General features: G+C 63.4%; 17 protein-coding genes and 1 pseudogene. 11 read left to right on the top strand and 7 right to left on the bottom strand.

Translation table 11 applies throughout. From position 1 onward, the window contains the following. Nucleotides 1-27: 27 nt before the first annotated feature. Complete coding sequence (locus DYI24_RS28740) at nt 28-234, bottom strand: hypothetical protein (RefSeq protein ID WP_246701169.1); 207 nt, start codon at nt 232-234, stop codon at nt 28-30. Nucleotides 235-452: 218 nt separating this feature from the next. Between DYI24_RS28740 and DYI24_RS05950 the strand changes: the two genes are divergently transcribed. From DYI24_RS05950 to DYI24_RS05975, 6 genes are all read left to right on the top strand, one after another. Further along, nucleotides 453-800, top strand: coding sequence for an ArsC family reductase (locus DYI24_RS05950; protein ID WP_164571616.1), 348 nt, complete (start codon nt 453-455; stop codon nt 798-800). Between the two features lie 195 nt (nt 801-995). Then, nucleotides 996-1,643: a nucleotide-binding protein gene (locus DYI24_RS05955; RefSeq protein WP_164571617.1), complete on the top strand. Its 648-nt coding sequence runs from the start codon at nt 996-998 to the stop codon at nt 1,641-1,643. A 185-nt stretch (nt 1,644-1,828) separates the two neighbouring features. Next, complete coding sequence (locus DYI24_RS05960; RefSeq protein WP_107344178.1) at nt 1,829-2,584, top strand: ABC transporter ATP-binding protein; 756 nt, start codon at nt 1,829-1,831, stop codon at nt 2,582-2,584. Beyond that, a complete protein-coding gene (locus tag DYI24_RS05965; protein ID WP_164571618.1) occupies nt 2,577-3,323 on the top strand; it encodes an ABC transporter ATP-binding protein in 747 nt (248 codons plus the stop codon). Before DYI24_RS05960 ends, DYI24_RS05965 begins: the two co-directional genes overlap by 8 nt. Nucleotides 3,324-3,362: 39 nt before the next feature. After that, nucleotides 3,363-4,238, top strand: coding sequence for a branched-chain amino acid ABC transporter permease (locus tag DYI24_RS05970; protein WP_107344180.1), 876 nt, complete (start codon nt 3,363-3,365; stop codon nt 4,236-4,238). A 1-nt stretch (nt 4,239) separates the two neighbouring features. Further along, nucleotides 4,240-5,211, top strand: a complete 972-nt coding sequence (locus DYI24_RS05975) for a branched-chain amino acid ABC transporter permease (protein WP_164571619.1) — start codon at nt 4,240-4,242, stop codon at nt 5,209-5,211. 152 nt (nt 5,212-5,363) lie between these two features. Here the strand turns inward: DYI24_RS05975 and DYI24_RS05980 are convergent. Continuing rightward, nucleotides 5,364-7,972 (bottom strand): annotated as a pseudogene (locus tag DYI24_RS05980) (DUF4407 domain-containing protein). Nucleotides 7,973-8,548: 576 nt separating this feature from the next. Here DYI24_RS05980 and DYI24_RS05985 point away from each other — a divergent pair. Beyond that, on the top strand, nt 8,549-9,193 hold the full coding sequence (locus tag DYI24_RS05985) for a DUF47 domain-containing protein (RefSeq protein ID WP_164571620.1): 645 nt from the start codon (nt 8,549-8,551) through the stop codon (nt 9,191-9,193). A gap of 14 nt (nt 9,194-9,207) precedes the next feature. Then, nucleotides 9,208-10,218 (top strand): inorganic phosphate transporter, encoded by a 1,011-nt coding sequence (locus tag DYI24_RS05990; RefSeq protein ID WP_107344184.1) that lies wholly within the window; start codon nt 9,208-9,210, stop codon nt 10,216-10,218. Between the two features lie 102 nt (nt 10,219-10,320). Here DYI24_RS05990 and sugE read toward each other — a convergent pair whose 3' ends face one another. Then, nucleotides 10,321-10,635 carry a quaternary ammonium compound efflux SMR transporter SugE gene (gene sugE, locus DYI24_RS05995; protein ID WP_107344185.1) on the bottom strand — a complete coding sequence of 105 codons (315 nt, stop codon included), beginning with the start codon at nt 10,633-10,635 and terminating at the stop codon, nt 10,321-10,323. A gap of 230 nt (nt 10,636-10,865) precedes the next feature. On the opposite strand from sugE, the gene DYI24_RS06000 reads away from it, so the two are divergent. Next, the gene (locus DYI24_RS06000) at nt 10,866-12,491 is read left to right on the top strand and encodes a peptide chain release factor 3 (protein ID WP_164571621.1); all 1,626 of its coding nucleotides are present in this window, start codon (nt 10,866-10,868) and stop codon (nt 12,489-12,491) included. A 1,081-nt stretch (nt 12,492-13,572) separates the two neighbouring features. On the opposite strand, the gene DYI24_RS06005 is transcribed toward DYI24_RS06000, so the two are convergent. The 4 genes from DYI24_RS06005 to DYI24_RS06020 form a co-directional block, all read right to left on the bottom strand. Next, on the bottom strand, nt 13,573-14,190 hold the full coding sequence (locus DYI24_RS06005) for a hypothetical protein (protein WP_164571622.1): 618 nt from the start codon (nt 14,188-14,190) through the stop codon (nt 13,573-13,575). 217 nt (nt 14,191-14,407) lie between these two features. Continuing rightward, the gene (locus tag DYI24_RS06010; RefSeq protein WP_164571623.1) at nt 14,408-15,043 is read right to left on the bottom strand and encodes a hypothetical protein; all 636 of its coding nucleotides are present in this window, start codon (nt 15,041-15,043) and stop codon (nt 14,408-14,410) included. 25 nt (nt 15,044-15,068) lie between these two features. After that, nucleotides 15,069-15,887: a hypothetical protein gene (locus tag DYI24_RS06015; protein ID WP_164571624.1), complete on the bottom strand. Its 819-nt coding sequence runs from the start codon at nt 15,885-15,887 to the stop codon at nt 15,069-15,071. Between the two features lie 438 nt (nt 15,888-16,325). After that, on the bottom strand, nt 16,326-16,787 hold the full coding sequence (locus DYI24_RS06020; protein WP_164571625.1) for an SRPBCC family protein: 462 nt from the start codon (nt 16,785-16,787) through the stop codon (nt 16,326-16,328). Between the two features lie 279 nt (nt 16,788-17,066). On the opposite strand from DYI24_RS06020, the gene DYI24_RS06025 reads away from it, so the two are divergent. Together DYI24_RS06025 and DYI24_RS06030 are read left to right on the top strand one after the other, a co-directional pair. Then, nucleotides 17,067-18,395, top strand: coding sequence for a tetratricopeptide repeat protein (locus DYI24_RS06025; RefSeq protein ID WP_164571626.1), 1,329 nt, complete (start codon nt 17,067-17,069; stop codon nt 18,393-18,395). 11 nt (nt 18,396-18,406) lie between these two features. Beyond that, nucleotides 18,407-19,421 (top strand): FecR family protein (locus DYI24_RS06030; protein WP_205523386.1); only part of this gene is annotated, 1,015 nt, incomplete at its 3' end.

Below are 19,421 nucleotides of genomic sequence, written 5' to 3' on the forward strand. Positions count from 1 at the left end.
TTTATACCGCTTAATTCGTCGGCAGCGTCAGATGGGTATAAGAGACAGGTGCTGCAGCGGGCGCAGATCGTGGTGACGCAGTGCCAGATAGTGGGCGAGGTTGGCGGCGCTGGGGCCGAAGCCGGGACGATGGATCTGATCCGCCCAGCCGGCCAGCCGCTCGCGGCTGCCCTCGTCGATCTCTGTGATCAGCGTGTCGAGCTTGTGCTTGAGGCGGAGGATTTCGGTCGACATCGCAGGCATCTCGCGGGTTTGGGCGGCGTGGAGAACCGCATTCCACCCGCTCTAGGATCGCTGGATGAAACCGATGTGACAGATGCCGTTCCGCAGCGTCAGACTTTCTTCCCAGCTTCTTTCGTGGGTTCATGCACAGCGCGGCCATCGCGCTTGACGGCTGAGGGGTGGGCGGCCTGAATGCGAGTCGATTGCTTTCAATCTTGCGGAGCCTGCGCGTGCCCACCACCCTCTATGGCATCAAGAATTGCGACACGATGAAGAAGGCGCGGACCTGGCTCGATGGCTACGGCATCAGCTACACGTTCCACGACTACAAGACCGCGGGCATCGACCGGGAGCATCTCGAGCGCTGGGCGAAGCAGGCCGGCTGGGAGACGCTGCTCAACCGCGCCGGCACCACCTTCCGCAAGCTGCCCCAGGCGGACAAAGAGGGGCTGACCGAGGCCAAGGCGATCGCGCTAATGCTGGCACAGCCGTCGATGATCAAGCGCCCGGTGCTGGAGTACGGCCACAAGCTGCTGGTCGGCTTCCGCCCGGAAGCCTATGCCGAGGTGTTCGATTAAGGCTTGAACCTGACCAGGGATGTTGCATTCTTAATCGCATGACGAGCAAACGGCACGCCGAGACGGGGCGCTTCATTCGGTACGTACCTCCCGCACGGTCGCGCGAGGAGGCGACGAAGGTTACCCTGTTGCAGCCCAAGCAGCGACCGAGTTCCGCCTCCCTGAAGGACATCCGCAAGGCGGTGCGCGAAGTGCATGGCGCGAAAGCCAAGTAAGCAGCCCGCCGACTACGAAGACAGCGTCTTCGTCAACTGCCCGTTCGATTCTCAGTACAAGCCTCTCTTCAACGCGATCGTCTTCACCGTCATCCTGTGCGGATTTCGCGCAAGATGCGCCCTGGAGATCGATGACGGCAGCCAGCCGCGGATCGAGAAGATCTTTTCGATCATCGAGCGTTGCCGTTTCGGAATTCACGATCTTTCCCGAACCGAGCTCGACGGCCACTCCCAACTACCGCGGTTCAACATGCCGCTCGAACTCGGCATGTTCCTAGGTGTGAAACGGTGCGGCGGACGGGCGCAGCGGCAGAAGACGTGCCTGGTGCTCGACACCGAGCGCTATCGCTACCAGAAGTTCATGTCCGACATTGCCGGCCAAGATATCCAGGCTCATGGCGGCGAGCAGAAACGCGCCATCGCGGCGGTCCGGAACTGGTTGCGGACGGCGTCCGGCCGGACTCTGCCCGGCGGCGCCGAGGTGTTTCGCAGGTATCAGTTGTTCGAAACGGCCCTGCCGCAGGTTTGTCGTCATGCCGAACTCGACCCTACGGAATTGACCTTCGCCGACTTCGTCAGCCTGGCAGTCGAATGGCTGAAGGTCGATCTGCCGGCCGCCGGCCGATAGCTCGCGGTGGTGGGGGCCGTCTTTTTCGCTGCCCAGCTTTGCATCTTGCACAAGGCTCGCGAATAGCGGCATAGTCGGGCCAGAAAGACGGGCCGGGCGCCAACGGCGCTCCGAGCACCGGCTCCAAAAAAGAAGACATCGGACGTCTGCGCCGGCACCGCATGCGTTCGATGGGGGGAAGTTGCTTGGCCGATGACATCATCCTCGAAACCAACGGATTGACGAAGGAATTCGCCGGCTTCTTTGCCGTGCGGGACGTCAACCTGCGGGTCCGCCGTGGTCACATTCATGCACTGATCGGTCCGAACGGGGCCGGCAAGACCACGTGCTTCAATCTGCTCACCAAGTTCCTGCGGCCGTCCGCCGGGCAGATCCTGTACAACGGGCAGGACATCACCGCGATGGCGCCGGCCGACGTGGCGCGGCTCGGGCTGGTGCGCTCCTTCCAGATATCAGCGGTGTTCCCGCATCTGACCGCGCTCGAGAACGTGCGGGTCGCGCTGCAGCGGCAGCACGGGTCGTCGTTCGATTTCTGGCGCTCCAAGAGCGTGCTCGACAAGTACAACCACCGGGCGCGGGAACTGCTCGACGACGTCGGGCTGAGCGAGTTCGCCGACACGCCTGCGGTCGAGATGGCCTACGGCCGCAAGCGCGCGCTGGAGATCGCCACCACGCTGGCGCTCGATCCCGAGATGATGCTGCTCGATGAGCCGATGGCCGGCATGGGGCACGAGGACATCGACAAGATCGCGGCGCTGATCAAGCGGATCTCGGCCAAGTACACGATCCTGATGGTCGAGCACAATTTGAGCGTTGTCGCCAACCTGTCGGACGTCATCACCGTGCTGACCCGCGGCCAGGTGCTGGCGGAAGGCAACTACACCGACCTGACCCAGGATCAGCGGGTCAAGGAAGCCTATCTCGGAGCGGGTCATGGTTGAGGCGACCACTATGGAGCGGCCCGCATCGTCGGCTGCCGGCGCAGCGATGCTGAGCGTGCGCGATCTGCAGGCGTGGTACGGCGAGTCCCACATTCTGCACGGCATGAATTTCGACGTCCGCGAAGGCGAGGTGGTGACGCTTCTCGGCCGCAACGGCGCCGGCAAGACCACCACGCTGAAGGCGGTGATGGGGATCGTCGGCAAGCGCAGCGGCACCATCACGTTCGACGGCATCGACATCAGTCGGGCGTCGTCGGACAAGATCGCCCGCCGTGGCATCGCGTTCTGTCCCGAGGAGCGCGGCATCTTCGCCAGCCTCGACGTCCGCGAAAACCTGATGCTGCCGCCGCAGGTTCGCCCCGGCGGGTTGTCGCTCGATCAGATCTTCGAACTGTTCCCGAACCTGCGCGAGCAGCTGAAGAGCCAGGGCACCAAGCTCTCGGGCGGCGAACAGCAGATGCTGGCGATCGCCCGCATCCTGCGCACCGGGGCGCGGTTCCTGATGCTGGACGAGCCGACCGAAGGTCTGGCGCCGGTGATCATCCAGCAGATCGGCCACACCATCGCGCGGTTGAAGAAGCAGGGCTTCACCATTCTGCTGGTCGAGCAGAACTTCCGCTTCGCCGCCACGGTGGCCGATCGCTACTACGTGGTCGAGCACGGCAAGATCATCGACGGCTTCGCCAATTCCGAGCTCGAAGCCAACATGGACAAGCTTCACACCTATCTCGGCGTCTGACGGCGGGACCGGTGACCTCCACGAAAGACTGAGAGCAAGATGGATATCAACGTCCCCGCTCTGTTGGCGCAGCTTCTGGTCGGCCTGATCAACGGCTCGTTCTATGCGCTGCTCAGCCTCGGCCTCGCCGTGATCTTCGGCATGCTCAACATCATCAACTTCGCGCACGGCGCGTTGTACATGATGGGCGCGTTCTGCGCGTATTTCCTGCTCAACCTGCTCGGCCTGAACTATTGGTGGGCGCTGATTCTGTCGCCGATCATCGTCGGCCTGTTCGGCATGGTGATGGAGCGCACACTGCTGCAATGGCTTTCCGGGCTCGATCACCTGTACGGCCTGCTGCTGACCTTCGGCGTCGCGCTGATCATCCAGGGCGTGTTCCAGAATTATTTCGGCTCGTCCGGCCTGCCTTATGCGATCCCCGAACAGCTCCGCGGCGCGATCAATCTCGGCTTCATGTACCTGCCGGTGTATCGCGGCTGGGTGGTGGTGTTCTCGCTGGTGGTGTGCCTGCTCACCTGGTTCCTGATCGAGCGCACACGGCTCGGCGCCTATCTGCGCGCCGCCACCGAGAACCCGACCCTGGTGCGGGCGTTCGGCATCAATGTGCCGCGGATGATCACGCTGACCTACGGCCTCGGCGTCGGGCTGGCGGCACTCGCCGGCGTGCTGTCGGCGCCGATCAACCAGGTCCGCCCGCTGATGGGCGCCGATCTGATCATCGTGGTGTTCGCGGTGGTGGTGATCGGCGGCATGGGCTCGATCATGGGCTCGATCATCACCGGCTTTACCCTCGGCGTGATCGAGGGCTTGACCAAATACTTCTACCCCGAGGCCTCCAACACCGTGGTGTTCGTGCTGATGGTGCTGGTGCTGCTGGTGAAACCCTCGGGCCTGACTGGACGGGCAACCTGACATGACCACGATTACGCAGAATTCCGTCCCGACCACGACCCGCCGCCCGGTGCGCGACGAGATGATCGCATTCGGCGTCATGACCGCGCTGCTGGTCGTGGTGCCGTTCACCGGCGTCTATCCGTTCTTCGTGATGCAGGGGCTGTGCTTCGCGCTGCTCGCCTGCGCCTTCAATCTGCTGATCGGCTATGGCGGCCTGCTGTCGTTCGGCCACGCGATGTTTCTCGGCACCGCCGGCTACGTCAGCGGCCATGCGCTGAAGGTGTGGGGACTGCCGCCAGAACTGGCGATCATCGCCGGCACCGGGGCAGCGTTCGCGCTGGCTGTGCTGACCGGGCTGATCGCGATCCGCCGCCAGGGCATCTATTTTGCGATGATCACACTGGCGCTGTCGCAGCTGTTGTACTTCATCTATCTGCAGGCGCCGTTCACCCATGGCGAAGACGGCATCCAGGGCATTCCGCAGGGCAAGCTGTTTGGCTTCATCGACCTGTCGAACGCCACCACGCTTTATTTCGTGGTGCTGGCGGGCTTCCTGCTCGGCTTCCTGATCATCTACCGCGCGATCAACTCGCCGTTCGGTGAGGTGCTGAAGGCGATCCGCGAGAACGAGCCGCGGGCGATCTCGCTCGGCTACAAGACCGACCAGTACAAGCTGCTGGCGTTCATCCTGTCGGGCACGCTCGCGGGCTTTGCCGGCGCGCTGAAAGTTTTCGTGGCGCAGAACGCCTCGCTGACCGACGTGCACTGGTCGATGTCCGGCGAAATCGTGTTGATGACGCTGGTCGGCGGGCTCGGGACGGTGTTCGGCCCCGTGGTCGGCGCCTTCGTGATCATCGCCATGCAGCAATATCTCGCCGGCTTCGGCCAATGGGTCACGGTGATCCAGGGCGTGATCTTCGTCGCCTGCGTGCTGACCTTCCGCCGCGGCGTCGTCGGCGAGATCGGGCACCTGTTCAAACGCTCGCTGTAACGGCGAAGCGAGGCAGAGGGGGAAGCAAGCGCCGCATAGGGCGCTGGTCTTCTGTTCGCGGGACTCGGAAGAGCGCTGTCAGAAAACAAAAACCGCCGCGTGGCTGAGCCGCGCGGCGGTTTTCTGTTGGGTTGGTTCTGAGCCCGCTGGCGCTACGCCTGCGGCGGCGTCTCCGGCCGGGCGGTGTGCTCCAGCGGCAGTTCGGCTTCGCCCTCGGCGTGGTGTTCCCGCTTGGGATGCGCAGCCTTCTTGCGGGGGCGAGACTGCTCGACCGCCTCGGTCATCAGCTTCTCGACGTCGGCGCTGTATTTCGGCAACGGACCGATCGCCTCGTCATGGTCAGCACTTGCCGTCCCGGCGTCGCTCAGAACGGCCGCCTGCGGTGCGGGTGTCGATTGCTCGACCGGAGCGGGTCGCGCGTGCGCCAGCACGTTCGGCAGCACATCCGGCTCCAGCGCCTGCGGCGGCACGGTCGGCGCTTCGGCAACCGTCATGGCCGGCTCTGCTGCCGGCATCGCAGACGCGGGCTCAGCCATCGCAACCACGACGTGCTCTGCGGCAGCGGGCTCGGCTGCGGTAGGCACGGGCGTCGCGGGCTCAATCGCGGTCGGCTCGCTGGGAACGGGCTCGGGGCGGGGCGCCTCGACCGGGCGCAGGGCTTCGACGCGTGGCGTCTCGGCCGGCACCGGTTCGCTACGCAATGGTTCGGCGCGGGCGGCGGAGCCGGCATCGGCCAGCACCTGGCGAACCAGTTCGCGGGTGTTGAGGTCGTCGACCGGGATGCCGTCCGGCCAGCGCAGGCTGCGTTCGGCGGCCGGCTCGAGGCCGCGCTCCGGGCCATCGCGCGGTCATCGACGGGCACCCGAACCCGCGCGGCCGGCTCGACCGCATAGGCCTCGCGCCGCGCCGAGCCGCGCCGCGGCATGATCAGGTTGCGGACGTCGAGGTCGCTGGCTTCGTAATCCTGTTCGACGAAGTCGCGGCCGCCATAGTCGCGGACCGCATAGTCCCGCGCGACGAATTGCGGCTGGGCACGCCGAGCCGTGGCGCGGCGCGGCCGGTCGTCGTAGCGGTCGTAGTCGTGGCGGCGAGCGAACTCCCGGCGTTCGACCTCGCGCGGATCGTACTCGTCATAGCCGCCATCGCTGTCGCGACCGCCGTAGCGCCGCCATTCATAGGCGCGGCGATCGTCGCGGCGGCGCATCTCCTCGTACTCGGCTTCGTCATCGTAGGACGCATGTTCGAAGCCACGCGGGCGCTCCGCAGGGCGCTGCGGTGCGGTGCGCGGTTCTTCGGCGCGCACCGGCTCGGGTGTCGCCGGTTGCGGCTTCGGTGGTTGCGCCGGTGGCTGCACGGTTGCGACGGCAGCAGGCGCCGCTGGCTGGACGACCGCGGCCACCGCAGCTGCGGGAGCGGGCTTCGGCGCTTCGTCCTCGAGGTCTTCGTTGTTCTCGATGCGCTGCCGCGCGCGTTCGACCTGCGCCTGAATCTTCGCAGCGTAAACGCTTGGCGGCGAGAAGAAGATTTTCGCAACCACCGGAACGATTTCCAGGAAGATGATGAAGCAGCGGGTCATCCACGAGAACAGCGTCATGGTGGCGCCGTCACGCGGATCGTTCTTCAATTCCTGATACGCGGCGATCCGGGTCAGCGGATCGAATTTGTCTTTCTTCTCCTGGTAATAGGAGTCCGCCATCACCTTCTTGCGGAAGTCGGCGACGCTTGCGGCCTTGTCGACTTCGAACTGCTTCAGGTCGGCGCGGGCCGCATCGATCCGCTGCTGCAGCGCATCGGCGCGCGCCTTGATCGCCCCGCGCTCCTGCTCGCGGGCGCCGAGCGCGTCTGCGGTGATCTTGGCCTGAGCGGCGCGGAGGTCGTCGCGGCGGACGTGGAGCTGGGCGATCTCGGCTTCACGCTCGGCGCGCTGTGCCTGGAAAGCCTGGCGCTGCTTTCTGGCGAATTCGTAGCGGGGGCCGGCGCCGGGGCGGCCGGAATTGTTCGGCGTGGCTTTCAGGCCGAACTCTTCGGCGTTCATGTCGGCGATGTAGCGCTGGATCGTCTTGTCGATCTCGGCGATGTCGGCGCGGATGCCGGCCTCGCGGGTCGCCAGCGCGCGGATCTGCTGCTCGATGTCCTCGTTGCGGGCCTGGGTGGTCGGCTCCGGCTTCGGCTGCTCGGTGAGGGCGTCGCGGTGCAACGCCTCGAGCTGTTCGATATCGGCGAGCCGGCGCTTGGCTTCGGCGTTCAGCCCGGCTTCGAAAGCTGCGATCTTGTCGTAAACCGGCTGGTTGGCGGCGACGCGGTCGGCTTCGATCTTCTCGTTGATGGTCGAGGAGAAGATCGCGAGTTCCAGGAACATCGCGATCACCCAGGCGAGCCCGAACGACAGCGTCAGCCGGATGCCGACGCGGACGAACCGCCAGGCGGTCTGCTTGGCCTCGGCGCGCGACTGGATCGCAGAGGTATTCCAAAGCGTGCCCTGATAGAACCAGTCGGACTGGCACAGCGCGCGGTCGAACATCAGCACGGTCAGCGCGATCACCGTCGAGACCAGCAGCCGAGTCCATATATTGTCGATCATGTAGCCGGTGGCGTGGAACGACACGCCGAGCACGACCACGAACGACAGACAGAGCGATGCGCCCAGATGCGTGGCCCATAATTTGTCGGAGGCCGGGCAGCTCTGAAGAGTCTTGCGATCGACGCCAGCGATGATGCCAAGAACGCGTTGAATCATGGCCGCCCAGTTCTGCGGTGACATGCGCCGCGGTTTGGTTGTGACAGGTCGGCCGAGTCTAACAGAGCGTAAACAAATTCAATACGAGGCCACGTTTAGTAGGCGATGCAACAAGCTTCAATTTCGTCTCAGCAGTTTCTGCTAAGGTGCCGTGATCGATTGCAAACTTTCTGAGTTCAAGAGGGATTGAGGCCGCTTTCGCCATCCTCAATATTTTGTCGTGATGGTCCGTTCGGCCACGCTCGTCCATTCCTCGATTACCACTGCTACGCGGCCTCACGGGCCTCGATTTCACATCAGCGCGTTGAAGTGATTCGCGAGCAGGAGGCGCTCGGGCCGTGACGACGGCATCTGCCGGCAACCCGGCGGCCGGGCAAAATCTGTGGACGAGGGGAGCCGGCGATCACCGAAATGCCCCGATCTCGTGTCGTCCGATGGCGGACGGGACCGGTCCACGGCTCACGCGTCCCGTCGGTCCGGAATGGACGGTTGCCTGTGAGCCTCTGAAGTGTTTTATGACGCCGGTGTGACGCGGTCGGGCGTCTCCGGCCTCCCATGGCCGACCTACGAACCCGCGTTACGTCAACCGGATAGCTCCCGATGCTACGATACTTTCGAGCCTTTCTGCCCAAGGAAGAGAGGTTCTTCGACCTGTTCGCCCAGCACACGCATACGGTCGTGCAGGGAGCCCAAGCGCTGCAGGACATGCTGCGCGGCGGCGACGAGACGCTGGTGCACTGCCAGCGCGTCAGCCATTTTGAATCCGAGGCCGACAACATCACCCGCGAGGTGCTGACCGCGGTGCGCCGGACCTTCATCACCCCGTTCGACCGGGTCGACATCAAGAACCTGATCACGTCGATGGATGACGCCATCGACCAGATGCAGCAGACCGCCAAGGCGGTGATCCTGTTCGAGGTCCGCGAGTTCGAGCCGCCGATGCGCGAGATCGGGTCGCTGTTGGCCGAAAGCGCCAATCTGGTCGGCCGCGCCGTCCCGCTGATGCAGTCGATCGGCCCGAACCTGCAGATGCTGACGGCGATGACCGAGGAGATCACCAAGCTGGAAGGCCGGGTCGACGATCTCCACGACATCGGGCTGAAGGAACTGTTCCTCAAGCATCGTAACGCCAACACCATGGATTACATCGTCGGCGCCGAGATTTACGACCACCTCGAGAAGGTCGCCGACCGTTTCGACGACGTCGCCAACGAGATCAATTCCATCGTCATCGAGCAGGTCTAGGGCAGGGGCCGGCCGTGGACGCTTCGCTCGGGCTGCCCATCCTGGTCGGGTTGATCGCCGTCGCGCTGCTGTTCGACTTTTTGAACGGCCTGCACGACGCCGCCAATTCGATCGCCACCATCGTCTCCACCCGCGTGCTGCGGCCGCATTACGCGGTGTTCTGGGCGGCCTCGTTCAATTTCATCGCCTTCATGGTGTTCGGCCTGCACGTCGCCAACACCATCGGCACCGGCATCATCGAGCCCAGCGTGATCGACGCCTCGGTGATCTTCGCCGCGTTGACCGGGGCGATCGTCTGGAACCTGGTGACCTGGGGGCTCGGCATCCCGTCGAGCTCGTCGCATGCGCTGATCGGCGGCCTGCTCGGCGCCGGCCTTGCCAAGGCCGGACTGTCGGCTGCGGTGTGGGGCGGCCTGACCAAGGCGCTGCTGGCGATCGTGCTGTCGCCGCTGGTGGGCTTTCTCTTGGCGCTGGTGCTGGTGGCGATCGTGTCGTGGGCGTCGGTGCGGTCGACGCCGTTCGCGGTGGACCGCGCCTTCCGCATCCTGCAGTTCGCCTCCGCCTCGCTGTATTCGCTCGGCCACGGCGGCAACGACGCCCAGAAGACGATGGGCATCATTGCGGTGCTTCTGTATTCGCAGGGCTATCTCGGCGGCGAGTTCTCGGTGCCGTTCTGGGTGGTGCTGTCGTGCCAGGCGGCGATGGCGCTCGGCACGCTGATGGGCGGCTGGCGGATCGTCCGCACCATGGGGCTGCGCATCACCAAGCTGACGCCGATGCAGGGCTTCTGCGCCGAAACCGGCGGCGCCGCGACGCTGTTCATGGCGACCTTCCTCGGTGTGCCGGTGTCGACCACCCACACCATCACCGGCGCGATCGTCGGTGTCGGCGCGGCGCGGCGAATGTCGGCGGTGCGCTGGAACGTGGCGAGCTCGATCGTCTATGCCTGGGTGATCACGATCCCGGCCTCGGCGATCGTCGCAGCGCTGGCGTATTGGGCGACGCGGCTGGTGCCGGCGTTCTAAACACAATGTCATCGCGGGGCGCGCAGCGACGAAGCAATCCATCGCGCCGTGCGAGGCGCTGGATTGCTTCGCTTCGCTCGCAATGAAGCAGAAGCCGCGCCCTTAGGCCACCAGCTTGAGCCCGACGATGCCGGCGACAATCAGGCCGATGCAGGCGAGGCGGCCGACCGTGGCCGGATCGCCGAACAGCGCGATGCCGAGCGCCGCGGTGCCGACCGCGCCGATGCCGCTCCACACCGCATAGGCGGTGCCGATCGGCAGCGTCTTCAGAGCAAGCCCGAGCAGTGCGACGCTGGCGACCATCGCCGACACGGTCAGCGCCGTCGGAACCAAGCGGGTAAAGCCTTCGGTGTATTTCAGGCCGAGCGCCCAGCCGATCTCCATCAGACCGGCGACGAACAGATAGAACCAAGCCATAGCGGCCTCCTTGCGCACGTCCGGGCAAATTTCATGAGGCCATCCAACGGGATGGCGCGCCGGCGCAATGCGCGGTCTTGAGGAGGCCGGGTCGTCCCGGCCGAAAAGGTGATTTTGAGGTCGTCCTCGATCCCTTATATGAGGGACGCCGTTCCGCCGCGCAACTGCCGGCGCTTGCGACCCGCCGGAAGCCCTTGATCGCGCCGGCTTTCCCTGCCACAGGCTGATGAATGTCCGACACCGCTGTTCCGGCCGAAGCGCCGTCCTCGACCCCGTTTTCGCTCGCCCATGAAGTGGCGCGGCGGCGCACTTTTGCGATCATCTCGCATCCTGACGCCGGCAAGACCACGCTGACCGAAAAGCTGCTGCTGTTCGGCGGCGCCATCAATTTGGCCGGTCAGGTCAAGGCCAAGGGCGAGCGCCGCAACACCCGGTCGGACTGGATGAAGATCGAGCGCGACCGCGGCATCTCGGTGGTCACCTCGGTGATGACCTTCGAGTTCGACGGCCTGGTGTTCAACCTGCTCGACACCCCGGGCCACGAGGACTTCTCGGAAGACACCTACCGGACGCTGACCGCGGTCGATTCCGCCGTGATGGTGATCGACGCCGCCAAGGGCATCGAGGCGCGCACCCGCAAGCTGTTCGAGGTCTGCCGGCTGCGCGACATTCCGATCATCACCTTCATCAATAAGATGGACCGTGAGAGCCGCGACACCTTCGATCTGCTCGATGAGATCGAGAAGACGCTGGCGCTCGACACCACGCCGATGACCTGGCCGGTCGGGCGCGGCCGCGACTTCCTCGGCACCTACGACGTGCTGAACGGCGGCGTCCGCCTGCTCGAAGGCGGCGGCGCCAAGACCGGCGCGGCCGAGCAGATCACCATCGAGGAGCTCGGCAAGCGTCACGCCAATCTCGACGTCGCCGCGGTCAAGGAGGAGCTCGAGCTCGCCACCGAGGCCTGTAAGCCGTTCGACCTCGAGGCGTTCCGCGAAGGCCACCTGACGCCGGTGTATTTCGGCTCGGCGCTGCGCAATTTCGGCGTCGGCGATTTGCTGCAGGGGCTCGGCCGCTACGCGCCGCCGCCCCGCGCGCAGGAAAGCAATTTGCGCAAGATCGCCGCCGACGAGCCGAAGATGAGCGCCTTCGTGTTCAAGATCCAAGCCAATATGGATCCGAACCACCGCGACCGGATTGCGTTCGCGCGGCTGTGCTCGGGCAAGCTGACCCGCGGCATGAAGGCCAAGTTGGTTCGCACCGGCAAGGCGATGCCGCTGTCGAGCCCGCAGTTCTTCTTCGCGCAGGACCGTTCGGTGGCGGACGAAGCTTTCGCCGGCGACGTCGTCGGCATTCCCAACCACGGCACGCTGCGGATCGGCGATACGCTGACCGAGGGCGAGGATGTGACCTTCGTCGGCGTGCCGAGCTTTGCGCCGGAAATCGTCCGCCGCGTCCGGCTCGGCGATGCGATGAAGGCCAAGAAGCTGAAAGAGGCGCTGCAGCAGATGTCGGAGGAGGGCGTCGTGCAGGTGTTCCGCCCGCGCGACGGCGCGCCGGCGCTAGTCGGCGTGGTCGGCCCGCTGCAGCTCGACGTGCTGAAGGCGCGGCTCGAGGCGGAGTATCAGCTGCCGGTCGATTTCGAAGTCTCCGAATTCCAGCTCGCGCGCTGGATCTCGTCCGACGACCGCAAGAAGCTCGACACCTTCATCGCCAACAACGGCTCGTCGATCGCCGACGACGTCGACGGCGATCCGGTGTACCTCGCCAAGAACGAATTCTATCTCGGCTACACGAGAGACCGCGCCGAGGGCATCACCTTCTCGGAGATCAAGGACGTGAAGAAGGTCGGGTGAGGCTGCGTACGACGCGCCATCACAATGCGTCATTGCCGGGCTTGACCCGGCAATCCATCCCCTTCGTTTGATCGTCGTCTTTGTTGCGCGCTAAGCGCGCGATGGATGCGCGGGTCAAGCCCGCGCATGACGACTTGCATATAATCAACCCTGTCAAACAGCCAAGCCTCCGCATCCTCGCGGCGCAATGCGCCCGAGCTTTGCCCGAAGAGCCGCCCCAAAGTGAGGGGCGGTGGCGCGCCGCAAGACGCGGCGTTGGTAGTGTCGCGATCCGGCCTTCGCCCGCGCGAGGGGCGAAGATCGCGAACCGCGCGTCGCCTTGCGGCGCGCCACCCCGGCGGTTTTTGGCTGAAGGACCGCTCTTCCGGGACCGAGCGAGCTTGCGGGCTTTCCCCGGCCTCTACTCGACCCGTCCAGCCTCTGAAGCGGCGGCCGCTCGTAGTAGCGGCGGACGGTGACCCTCAACCTCCCGGGCGCGTGCTTGCGAGGCACGTCACGCAGGACGCCGTATCCCGCTCCGCCTCGCAAGCGCCCTCGAGAAGCGCCCCTCGCGAACGAGATGAATAGGAATATAATCTATGTCAGCGGGGGCGTCAATCCGGTCGTGCAGATTTGGCGGACCTTAGAGATCGAAGGAAACGACGCGGGCGAGCTGCACGCTCGGCACGTGCATCGGCGATTGGCGAAGCCGCGCAGCCGATCAGAGGCCGATACGAGCAGCGAAGCGCGACTTTCAGGTCCGGAGAGTGTACTTAAGTCGATGTCAGGTAATGACCCGGAGCTGTCGTTCCCCTGCTAGCGAGACCGACGGTCCTTCATGTAGGCGACAGCACTATCGATTTTCTAATCGTAACCTGGAAATCGCGCCTTTGCTTCGGTCGGCGACGGTCTCTCTACCTTGCCCTTCTCGCCCCCGCGGTGCGCATAGTAATTGGGTGACTCGTCGTACGTTAGGGTGCCATCCTCATTCGCCTCTAACGTCCGTTCCATCCCGCCGTCGGCACCCTCATGATGGAATACGATCTCCGGGTCCGTGAACCGCCGCATTCTCAAATCTCCCATATCACCTCGGTGCGCTCTTCTAGTCGCCGGCATAAAGGTGCCAGTAAGGGTGGCGGCGTTTTCTCTCAAGCTGCCAGAACCCGCCTTGCTCAGAGGGTGCAAAGCAGAAGAAATCCGCCGGAGCGCGTGGATCGCGGCGGGAAGTGTACTTCATGCCGTCGTCCATCAGCCAAATCTCGGAAAAACCGATCCCGTCGAAGTCGGACGGGTCATACATGCCATCGACTTCTTCCCATACATCCCATAGCGCAGGAAAGGTTGCTATTGCCTGGCGCATAGCATCCATCGTCAGGTTGTCGCGCTCTTTGGTGCTGATGGCAGGCCAGGTAAGATGGCCTAACAGGATCATTGGCCGGACGCTGAACAGCGCACGGCGGTCATACTTCTCATGCTTCTGCTTCGCCAGTCGGTGCATTCCGAGCACGATATCTTGGGCGCTCGCGGCCATTATCGCGGTCAGCTCGACGCCCGTCTCTACGCCGTCAATGACTGCGATCACATCGGGCGGGTCTTCTCTACCGACAACTTTGACACTACGGCCGGTCACCTTCGGGAAATCGCTCTCGAATGCCTCAGCCGTCATGTCCTCGCACATGCGCTTGCCGATCACATAATCATCGCTGCTCATGTACGTCATATGGGGAGCGCTCCGCCATTCCGCAAAGCTGAGCCTCTTTTGAATGAATGCGCAGGCTGGCTGGCCACAGGCGACGCGGTTCGGTCGCGGTCCCTTTAACGGCCGCCATCGGGGCAATCCCTGGCGCTCGGCAGCGTCATCCCGGAGGACTGCTTATGGCCCATCTCGGAAGGCGGCTTCCAAACGCGGCCTTGTCAGTGCTGAGTGGCAAAAACACTCAGCGCTGGCTAAGGTTCTCAAGGTCTGCCAACTTCCCGAGATTCTCAAGCCATGGGGTGTCCATGTAAGTGAGCGCCCCAAATCCGCTCAATGGGATCAATAGCCCTGTCCGGCTCACGGAAGCGCAGAGAGCGCCAATCTCGCTCTTTGAATAGCGGGCTGCCTCTAACGAACATTCCAGTCGTTGCCAGAAATCGTTCGCAACATCTGTGCCGGCATTAAGGATGTCTCGCCGAACTCGTAGCGCTTTGCCGAGAACGAGCAATTCGTCGCGCGTAAGCTGTTCCAAAATACCCGCCCACTTCCGAAACTGATCGACATCTTCAAGCGCCTTATTTTTCTTCAAACCGGCAATCACTTGCGCGAGGAGTCTGAGGTTTTCACGAGCCGCGCCATCTTCCACCGCCTTCCAAAAACGATGGACAATTCCGATCAACGGATCAAGATCGTGTTCATCGAAATCAATTCTGCCATGGTATCCTTGAGACACTTCGTTGATGAAAATATCTGCAGCTTCTTTTCTCTTTTTCTCAGCGTAGCTGTCCACAAATTTGGCAAGCGTACTGGCGCCGGGCATAACGGTTGAAATGATATCGCTAGCGAGGGCGCCACCGTAAGTAACAAGCCTGTTCATTTATCAATCTTCCTCGAAACATTTGCTATTTCGCGTTTTCGGCTTTCTGTTGGAACTGCTTTGTCCAATCCTCTTCGTCTTCATCGAAAAAGTACGGCAGCGCGAACTCAGATAGCTTTGGACCGTCTTCGAACCTCTCGGTAATCACCTTAGGCTCTGGAACGTGCGCGGTGACAATATCCGAGATTAACCATGAGAATAGGGTGGTGATGTGCTTCGAGACTTCCAGCACCGCGTTGCTCAGCTCAGAGAACGCCTTGATATCCCCCGCAAGACCATCCTGTTCTTTTTCCTCAATCCTCCCAGCAAGGCTCAACGCGCTGCCCGTCGCGACCATCTCACAAGCGTAGTAGAAGGTGTTGCCGTGCGTTTTTGAGAGGTAGAATTCCCAGGGCTCCGTCTCAGGAAGTCGCTGGAAATTCTCTTCCATCAGGCCGTCCTTATCTTTGTAATGGAACGCCACCTTGTTGCGGATCTCAGCTACAGCGTTCTTCTTGCCGAAATAGTCATTCAGCGCTTTGAGCGCCCGCGCAGCTTCTTCGTCGAGCTTCGTCAGGTACTGTTCTGAGATCGCCTTGTTCGATTGCGCGCGCGCTTTGAACAGCTCCCATGCCTCATGAAGCTTTCCGATCAGAACTCGCATGATGATGAAAACCTGCCCACCCTCGGTAAAGTCCTCGACCTGCGTGGGCGGGTTGTCTTTGCGCATCATGAGAATGAACTTAGAGAGGACGTTCAGCTCGTTGGTGGCGTGGCCCATGAGCAGGAGGAGTGATCGCTCGTCCTTAGATATGTCCGCAAGCTGCTTTTTCTCAAAAATGACTCGGTGAATTTCGATGGCCATATGCAGCCTCAAGGTTGTGTGGTGCAGCATAGCTGCATGGGAGAAGCTACACTCGGTCGGGTAGCAGTCTGACTGATAACATGTTCCGGTGCCAGTACGGTGTAGGCGTCTTGGAGGCTACGGTAGACGCGGGAATACCGAAAAATGCGCCCGCACCTGCTGCTAGGTGGTTGGTCTAACCACGATTGCTGCCCCTGGGCACCAAGATCTCCTGAGTAATTGTTTCATTCTTTCTTTCCGGCGCTAACTCCTGCACATTTGAAAATGTGGGTATCGTTTGCGTTTGCTGCTGCTGAAGTGTGGATGCTAGGCCGAAACGGGGGCGATCGATTCCGCCGTCGAGACTTCTACGTTGAACGTCAGAAGCGATGTCCGCTTCTGGCCCATAGCGGCCATTAGGCTGTGTCGACCCTGTTGGCCACCGCTTCTCCGGTCGGCTCACCGCCGCTCCACAATCCTCTTGATATTCCCCAACCCCAGCTCGGCCTCCGCGCTCATCCGCTCGATCATCTCCGGCGTCGGCGGTTTCGGCCGTGCCGGATTGCGCAGGATGCGGGTGAAGCGGGTGCCGCCGTCCGTAGCTTCGAACGTGTAGTGCACCACCACTGGCCCCATGAAGCTGGTCTGGGTGAGGCCGATCCACAGCAGCGGGCGGTCGCAGGCAATCACCAGCCAATCGAGGTCGACCGGGCCGCTGCGGGTCGACCAGTGCTCGTGGAAAGTATCGCCGAAGCCCATCGGGCGGTCGTCGCATTCGAGCGCGTGGGAGGAGGGCAGCCATTCCGGCCAGGATTTCGGATTGGTGACGTAGTCGAACACGGCCTCGGGCGGCGCTGCGATCGTCACCGCATGGCGGATTTCGAACGGCGAGGTCGGGCTGCGGGCGGCTGCATCGGCCATAGAGATTCCCTCTTGCTGTGTTGCTCTGTTGCCGCAGTTGGACGGGCGGCATCCGGTTCCAGCGTCAGTATCCCCAGCGGCGAAGCTCAGTTCTTGCGTGAACTGCCGGTTCCGTTCTGTTTCGGGACGATCCGCGTGACAAAAAGGCCACGTCGGCGTGCAATTGCGGACCTTTCGCGTAAAAAAGGATACCGCTGGCCGAACGCCTCCCGCAAAATCCCGACCAATTAGCTCGGCCAACGAGCAATCAGTTTCCAGACGATCATTTCGGGGTGCGGCGTGCGATTGAAGGCGACATGGTTATGCGCTGTGGCGGCGACGGTGATCGCCGGCTCGGTCGCGTCCGCGCAGGAGCAGAAGGCGACTCCCGCCGCGGTTGTGCAGCAGGGCTACGACGCGCTGTTCAACCAGATGTATCAGCAGCCGGCCAATCTCGACGTCAGCTTCAAATTCGCCCATGCGGCGGTCGAGCGCGGCGACTACGAGGCCGCGATCGGCGCGCTGGAGCGGATGCTGTTCTTCAATCCCGATCTGCCGCGGGTGAAGCTCGAACTCGGCGTGCTGTATTTCAAGCTCGCCTCTTATGAGATCGCGCGCGGCTATCTGCTCGACGCGATCAAGGGCGGCAACGTTCCGGACGAAATCCGCGGTCAGGTGATGGCCTATCTGGCCGAGATCGACCGGCGACTGTCGAAGCACGAATACAGCGTGTTCCTGCAGGGCGGCATGCGCTACCAGACCAACGCTAATATCGGGCCGAATTCGCTGCAGGTGCGCGCACTCGGCCAGGATGCGATCCTCGATCCGCGGTTCGGCCGCAAGTCGGACTGGAACGCGGTCCAGAGCATCACCGCCGCCTACGCCTACAAGCTCAACAAGCGCGGCGACGCGATCGAGACCACCTTCCTCGGCTACAATTCGCGGCAGTTCACGCAGAGCCAGTTCAACCTCGGCCTGCTCGAAGGCACGGTCGGCCACCGCGTCGGGATCGGCCAGAACGCCTCGTTCAAATACTACGCAATCGGCGACAAGGTCTGGCTCGGCGACTACAGCTATTTCGGTGCGCTCGGCGGCGGTTTGTCGGCGCGATCGACGATCGGCGACAACGGCCTGATCGAGGGGTATGTCGAGACCCGGCATCGCAAGTTCACCGAATCGACCTACTACCCGACCGCCGGCACCCAGACCGGCGATCTGACCACCGCGGCGATCACCACCGATTTCCGGTTTGGTCCGGTGCACTGGACCACCCGCGGCGGCTATGACGTCAACAAGGCGGTCGCGGACTACAACAGCTACAAGCGCTACTCGATCGACATGGCGTTCCCGGTCGAATTCGTGGTGCCGGTGTTCGGCCAGCCGCATCAGTTCGTGGTGGCGCCGACCATCGGCTACAGCCGCTCGAACTACGACGCTCCGAACTTCATCGTCGACCCGACGCTGGTGCGGCGCGAGGACGAATACCGCTACGGCGCCATTCTCGATGCGCAGATCGCCGGCAATGTCGGCGTGCGCACCCAGGTGCTGTACACCAAGATCGACTCCAACCTGCCGAACTATCGCACCAACAACCTGTCGGCCTCGCTCGGGCCGACGGTGCGTTTCTGAGGAGGCTCGCGATGCGTCTGTCAGGATGGATGATCGGAGCTGCCGCACTGTTCGCGGCCGGGAACGGCGCAACTCTCGCGGTGGCGCAGGAGGTCGGCAAGGCGTCGGCGGTGAACCCCGCCGCGACAGCGAATTTGCGGACGATTTCGATCGGCGAGTCGATCGCCCACAAGGAGCGGATCAAGACCACCGACAAGGGCTCGGTGCAGATCCTGTTCATCGACAAGACCTCAATGACGGTCGGGCCGAACAGCGATCTGACGATCGACGAATACGTCTATGATCCGAATTCCGGCACCGGTAAGCTGGCGGCCCGGCTCGGCAAGGGCGCGCTGCGGTTCGTCGGCGGCCAGATCAGCCACACCGGCGATGCCGAAATCAAAACCGCGGCCGCAACCGTCGGCATCCGCGGCGGCGTCGCGATGATCGGAACCGGCTTCGTGTTCGCGGGCTATGGCTCTTCGACGGTGACGACGCCCGGCGGCACGGTGACGCTCGGCGCCGGCGAATTCACCCAGACCCCAGGCGCCGGCCAGCCGCCGTCGCCTCCGGGACCGCCGCCGCCGAACTTCGTGCAGAATTTAATTCAGTCGTTCCAGAGTGCTCCCGGCCAGAGCGGAGGCGCCGGGCAGGGTACCGCTTCGCGCGGCAACGTTCAGCGCGCCGAGGCCCGCGCGACCGGCACTCCCAACGGCTCGGTCGCCGGCTCGCTGACGCCGCAGGTACCGACGCCGCTGCCGCCGATCAATCAGACCGCGTCGACCCTGAACCAGACGATCCAAACCTCGACCCAGCAGACCGCGGTGGAAAAGACCGCCACGCAGCAGGCGTCAGGCACGCTGTTCGGCTTCATCGGCGGGCTGATGACGACGTGGCTCACCGCCTCGAGCCCGACCTCCGGCAATTATGGCTATGGGACGGTCGGCCCATTCACTGGCACCGCGGTGGTCGGTGTCGATGCAGTGCGTCGTCGCGTCCAGGCCAATTTCGACGGCACGGTCGCGCACGATGCGAACGGCAATTATC

Source organism: Rhodopseudomonas sp. BR0C11, from assembly GCF_010820945.1.
GTDB classification, from domain to species: domain Bacteria; phylum Pseudomonadota; class Alphaproteobacteria; order Rhizobiales; family Xanthobacteraceae; genus Rhodopseudomonas; species Rhodopseudomonas palustris_H.

Bases quoted from the DNA above. Each gene is read 5' to 3' on its own strand.
- DYI24_RS06005 (WP_164571622.1), bottom strand. From the start codon at position 14,190: ATGACGTACATGAGCAGCGATGATTATGTGATCGGCAAGCGCATGTGC.
- DYI24_RS28740 (WP_246701169.1), bottom strand. From the start codon at position 234: ATGTCGACCGAAATCCTCCGCCTCAAGCACAAGCTCGACACGCTGATC.
- DYI24_RS05970 (WP_107344180.1), top strand. From the start codon at position 3,363: ATGGATATCAACGTCCCCGCTCTGTTGGCGCAGCTTCTGGTCGGCCTG.
- DYI24_RS06015 (WP_164571624.1), bottom strand. From the start codon at position 15,887: ATGGCCATCGAAATTCACCGAGTCATTTTTGAGAAAAAGCAGCTTGCG.
- DYI24_RS06000 (WP_164571621.1), top strand. From the start codon at position 10,866: ATGTCCGACACCGCTGTTCCGGCCGAAGCGCCGTCCTCGACCCCGTTT.
- DYI24_RS05975 (WP_164571619.1), top strand. From the start codon at position 4,240: ATGACCACGATTACGCAGAATTCCGTCCCGACCACGACCCGCCGCCCG.
- DYI24_RS05955 (WP_164571617.1), top strand. From the start codon at position 996: ATGGCGCGAAAGCCAAGTAAGCAGCCCGCCGACTACGAAGACAGCGTC.
- DYI24_RS06010 (WP_164571623.1), bottom strand. From the start codon at position 15,043: ATGAACAGGCTTGTTACTTACGGTGGCGCCCTCGCTAGCGATATCATT.
- DYI24_RS05965 (WP_164571618.1), top strand. From the start codon at position 2,577: ATGGTTGAGGCGACCACTATGGAGCGGCCCGCATCGTCGGCTGCCGGC.
- sugE (WP_107344185.1), bottom strand. From the start codon at position 10,635: ATGGCTTGGTTCTATCTGTTCGTCGCCGGTCTGATGGAGATCGGCTGG.
- DYI24_RS05985 (WP_164571620.1), top strand. From the start codon at position 8,549: ATGCTACGATACTTTCGAGCCTTTCTGCCCAAGGAAGAGAGGTTCTTC.
- DYI24_RS06020 (WP_164571625.1), bottom strand. From the start codon at position 16,787: ATGGCCGATGCAGCCGCCCGCAGCCCGACCTCGCCGTTCGAAATCCGC.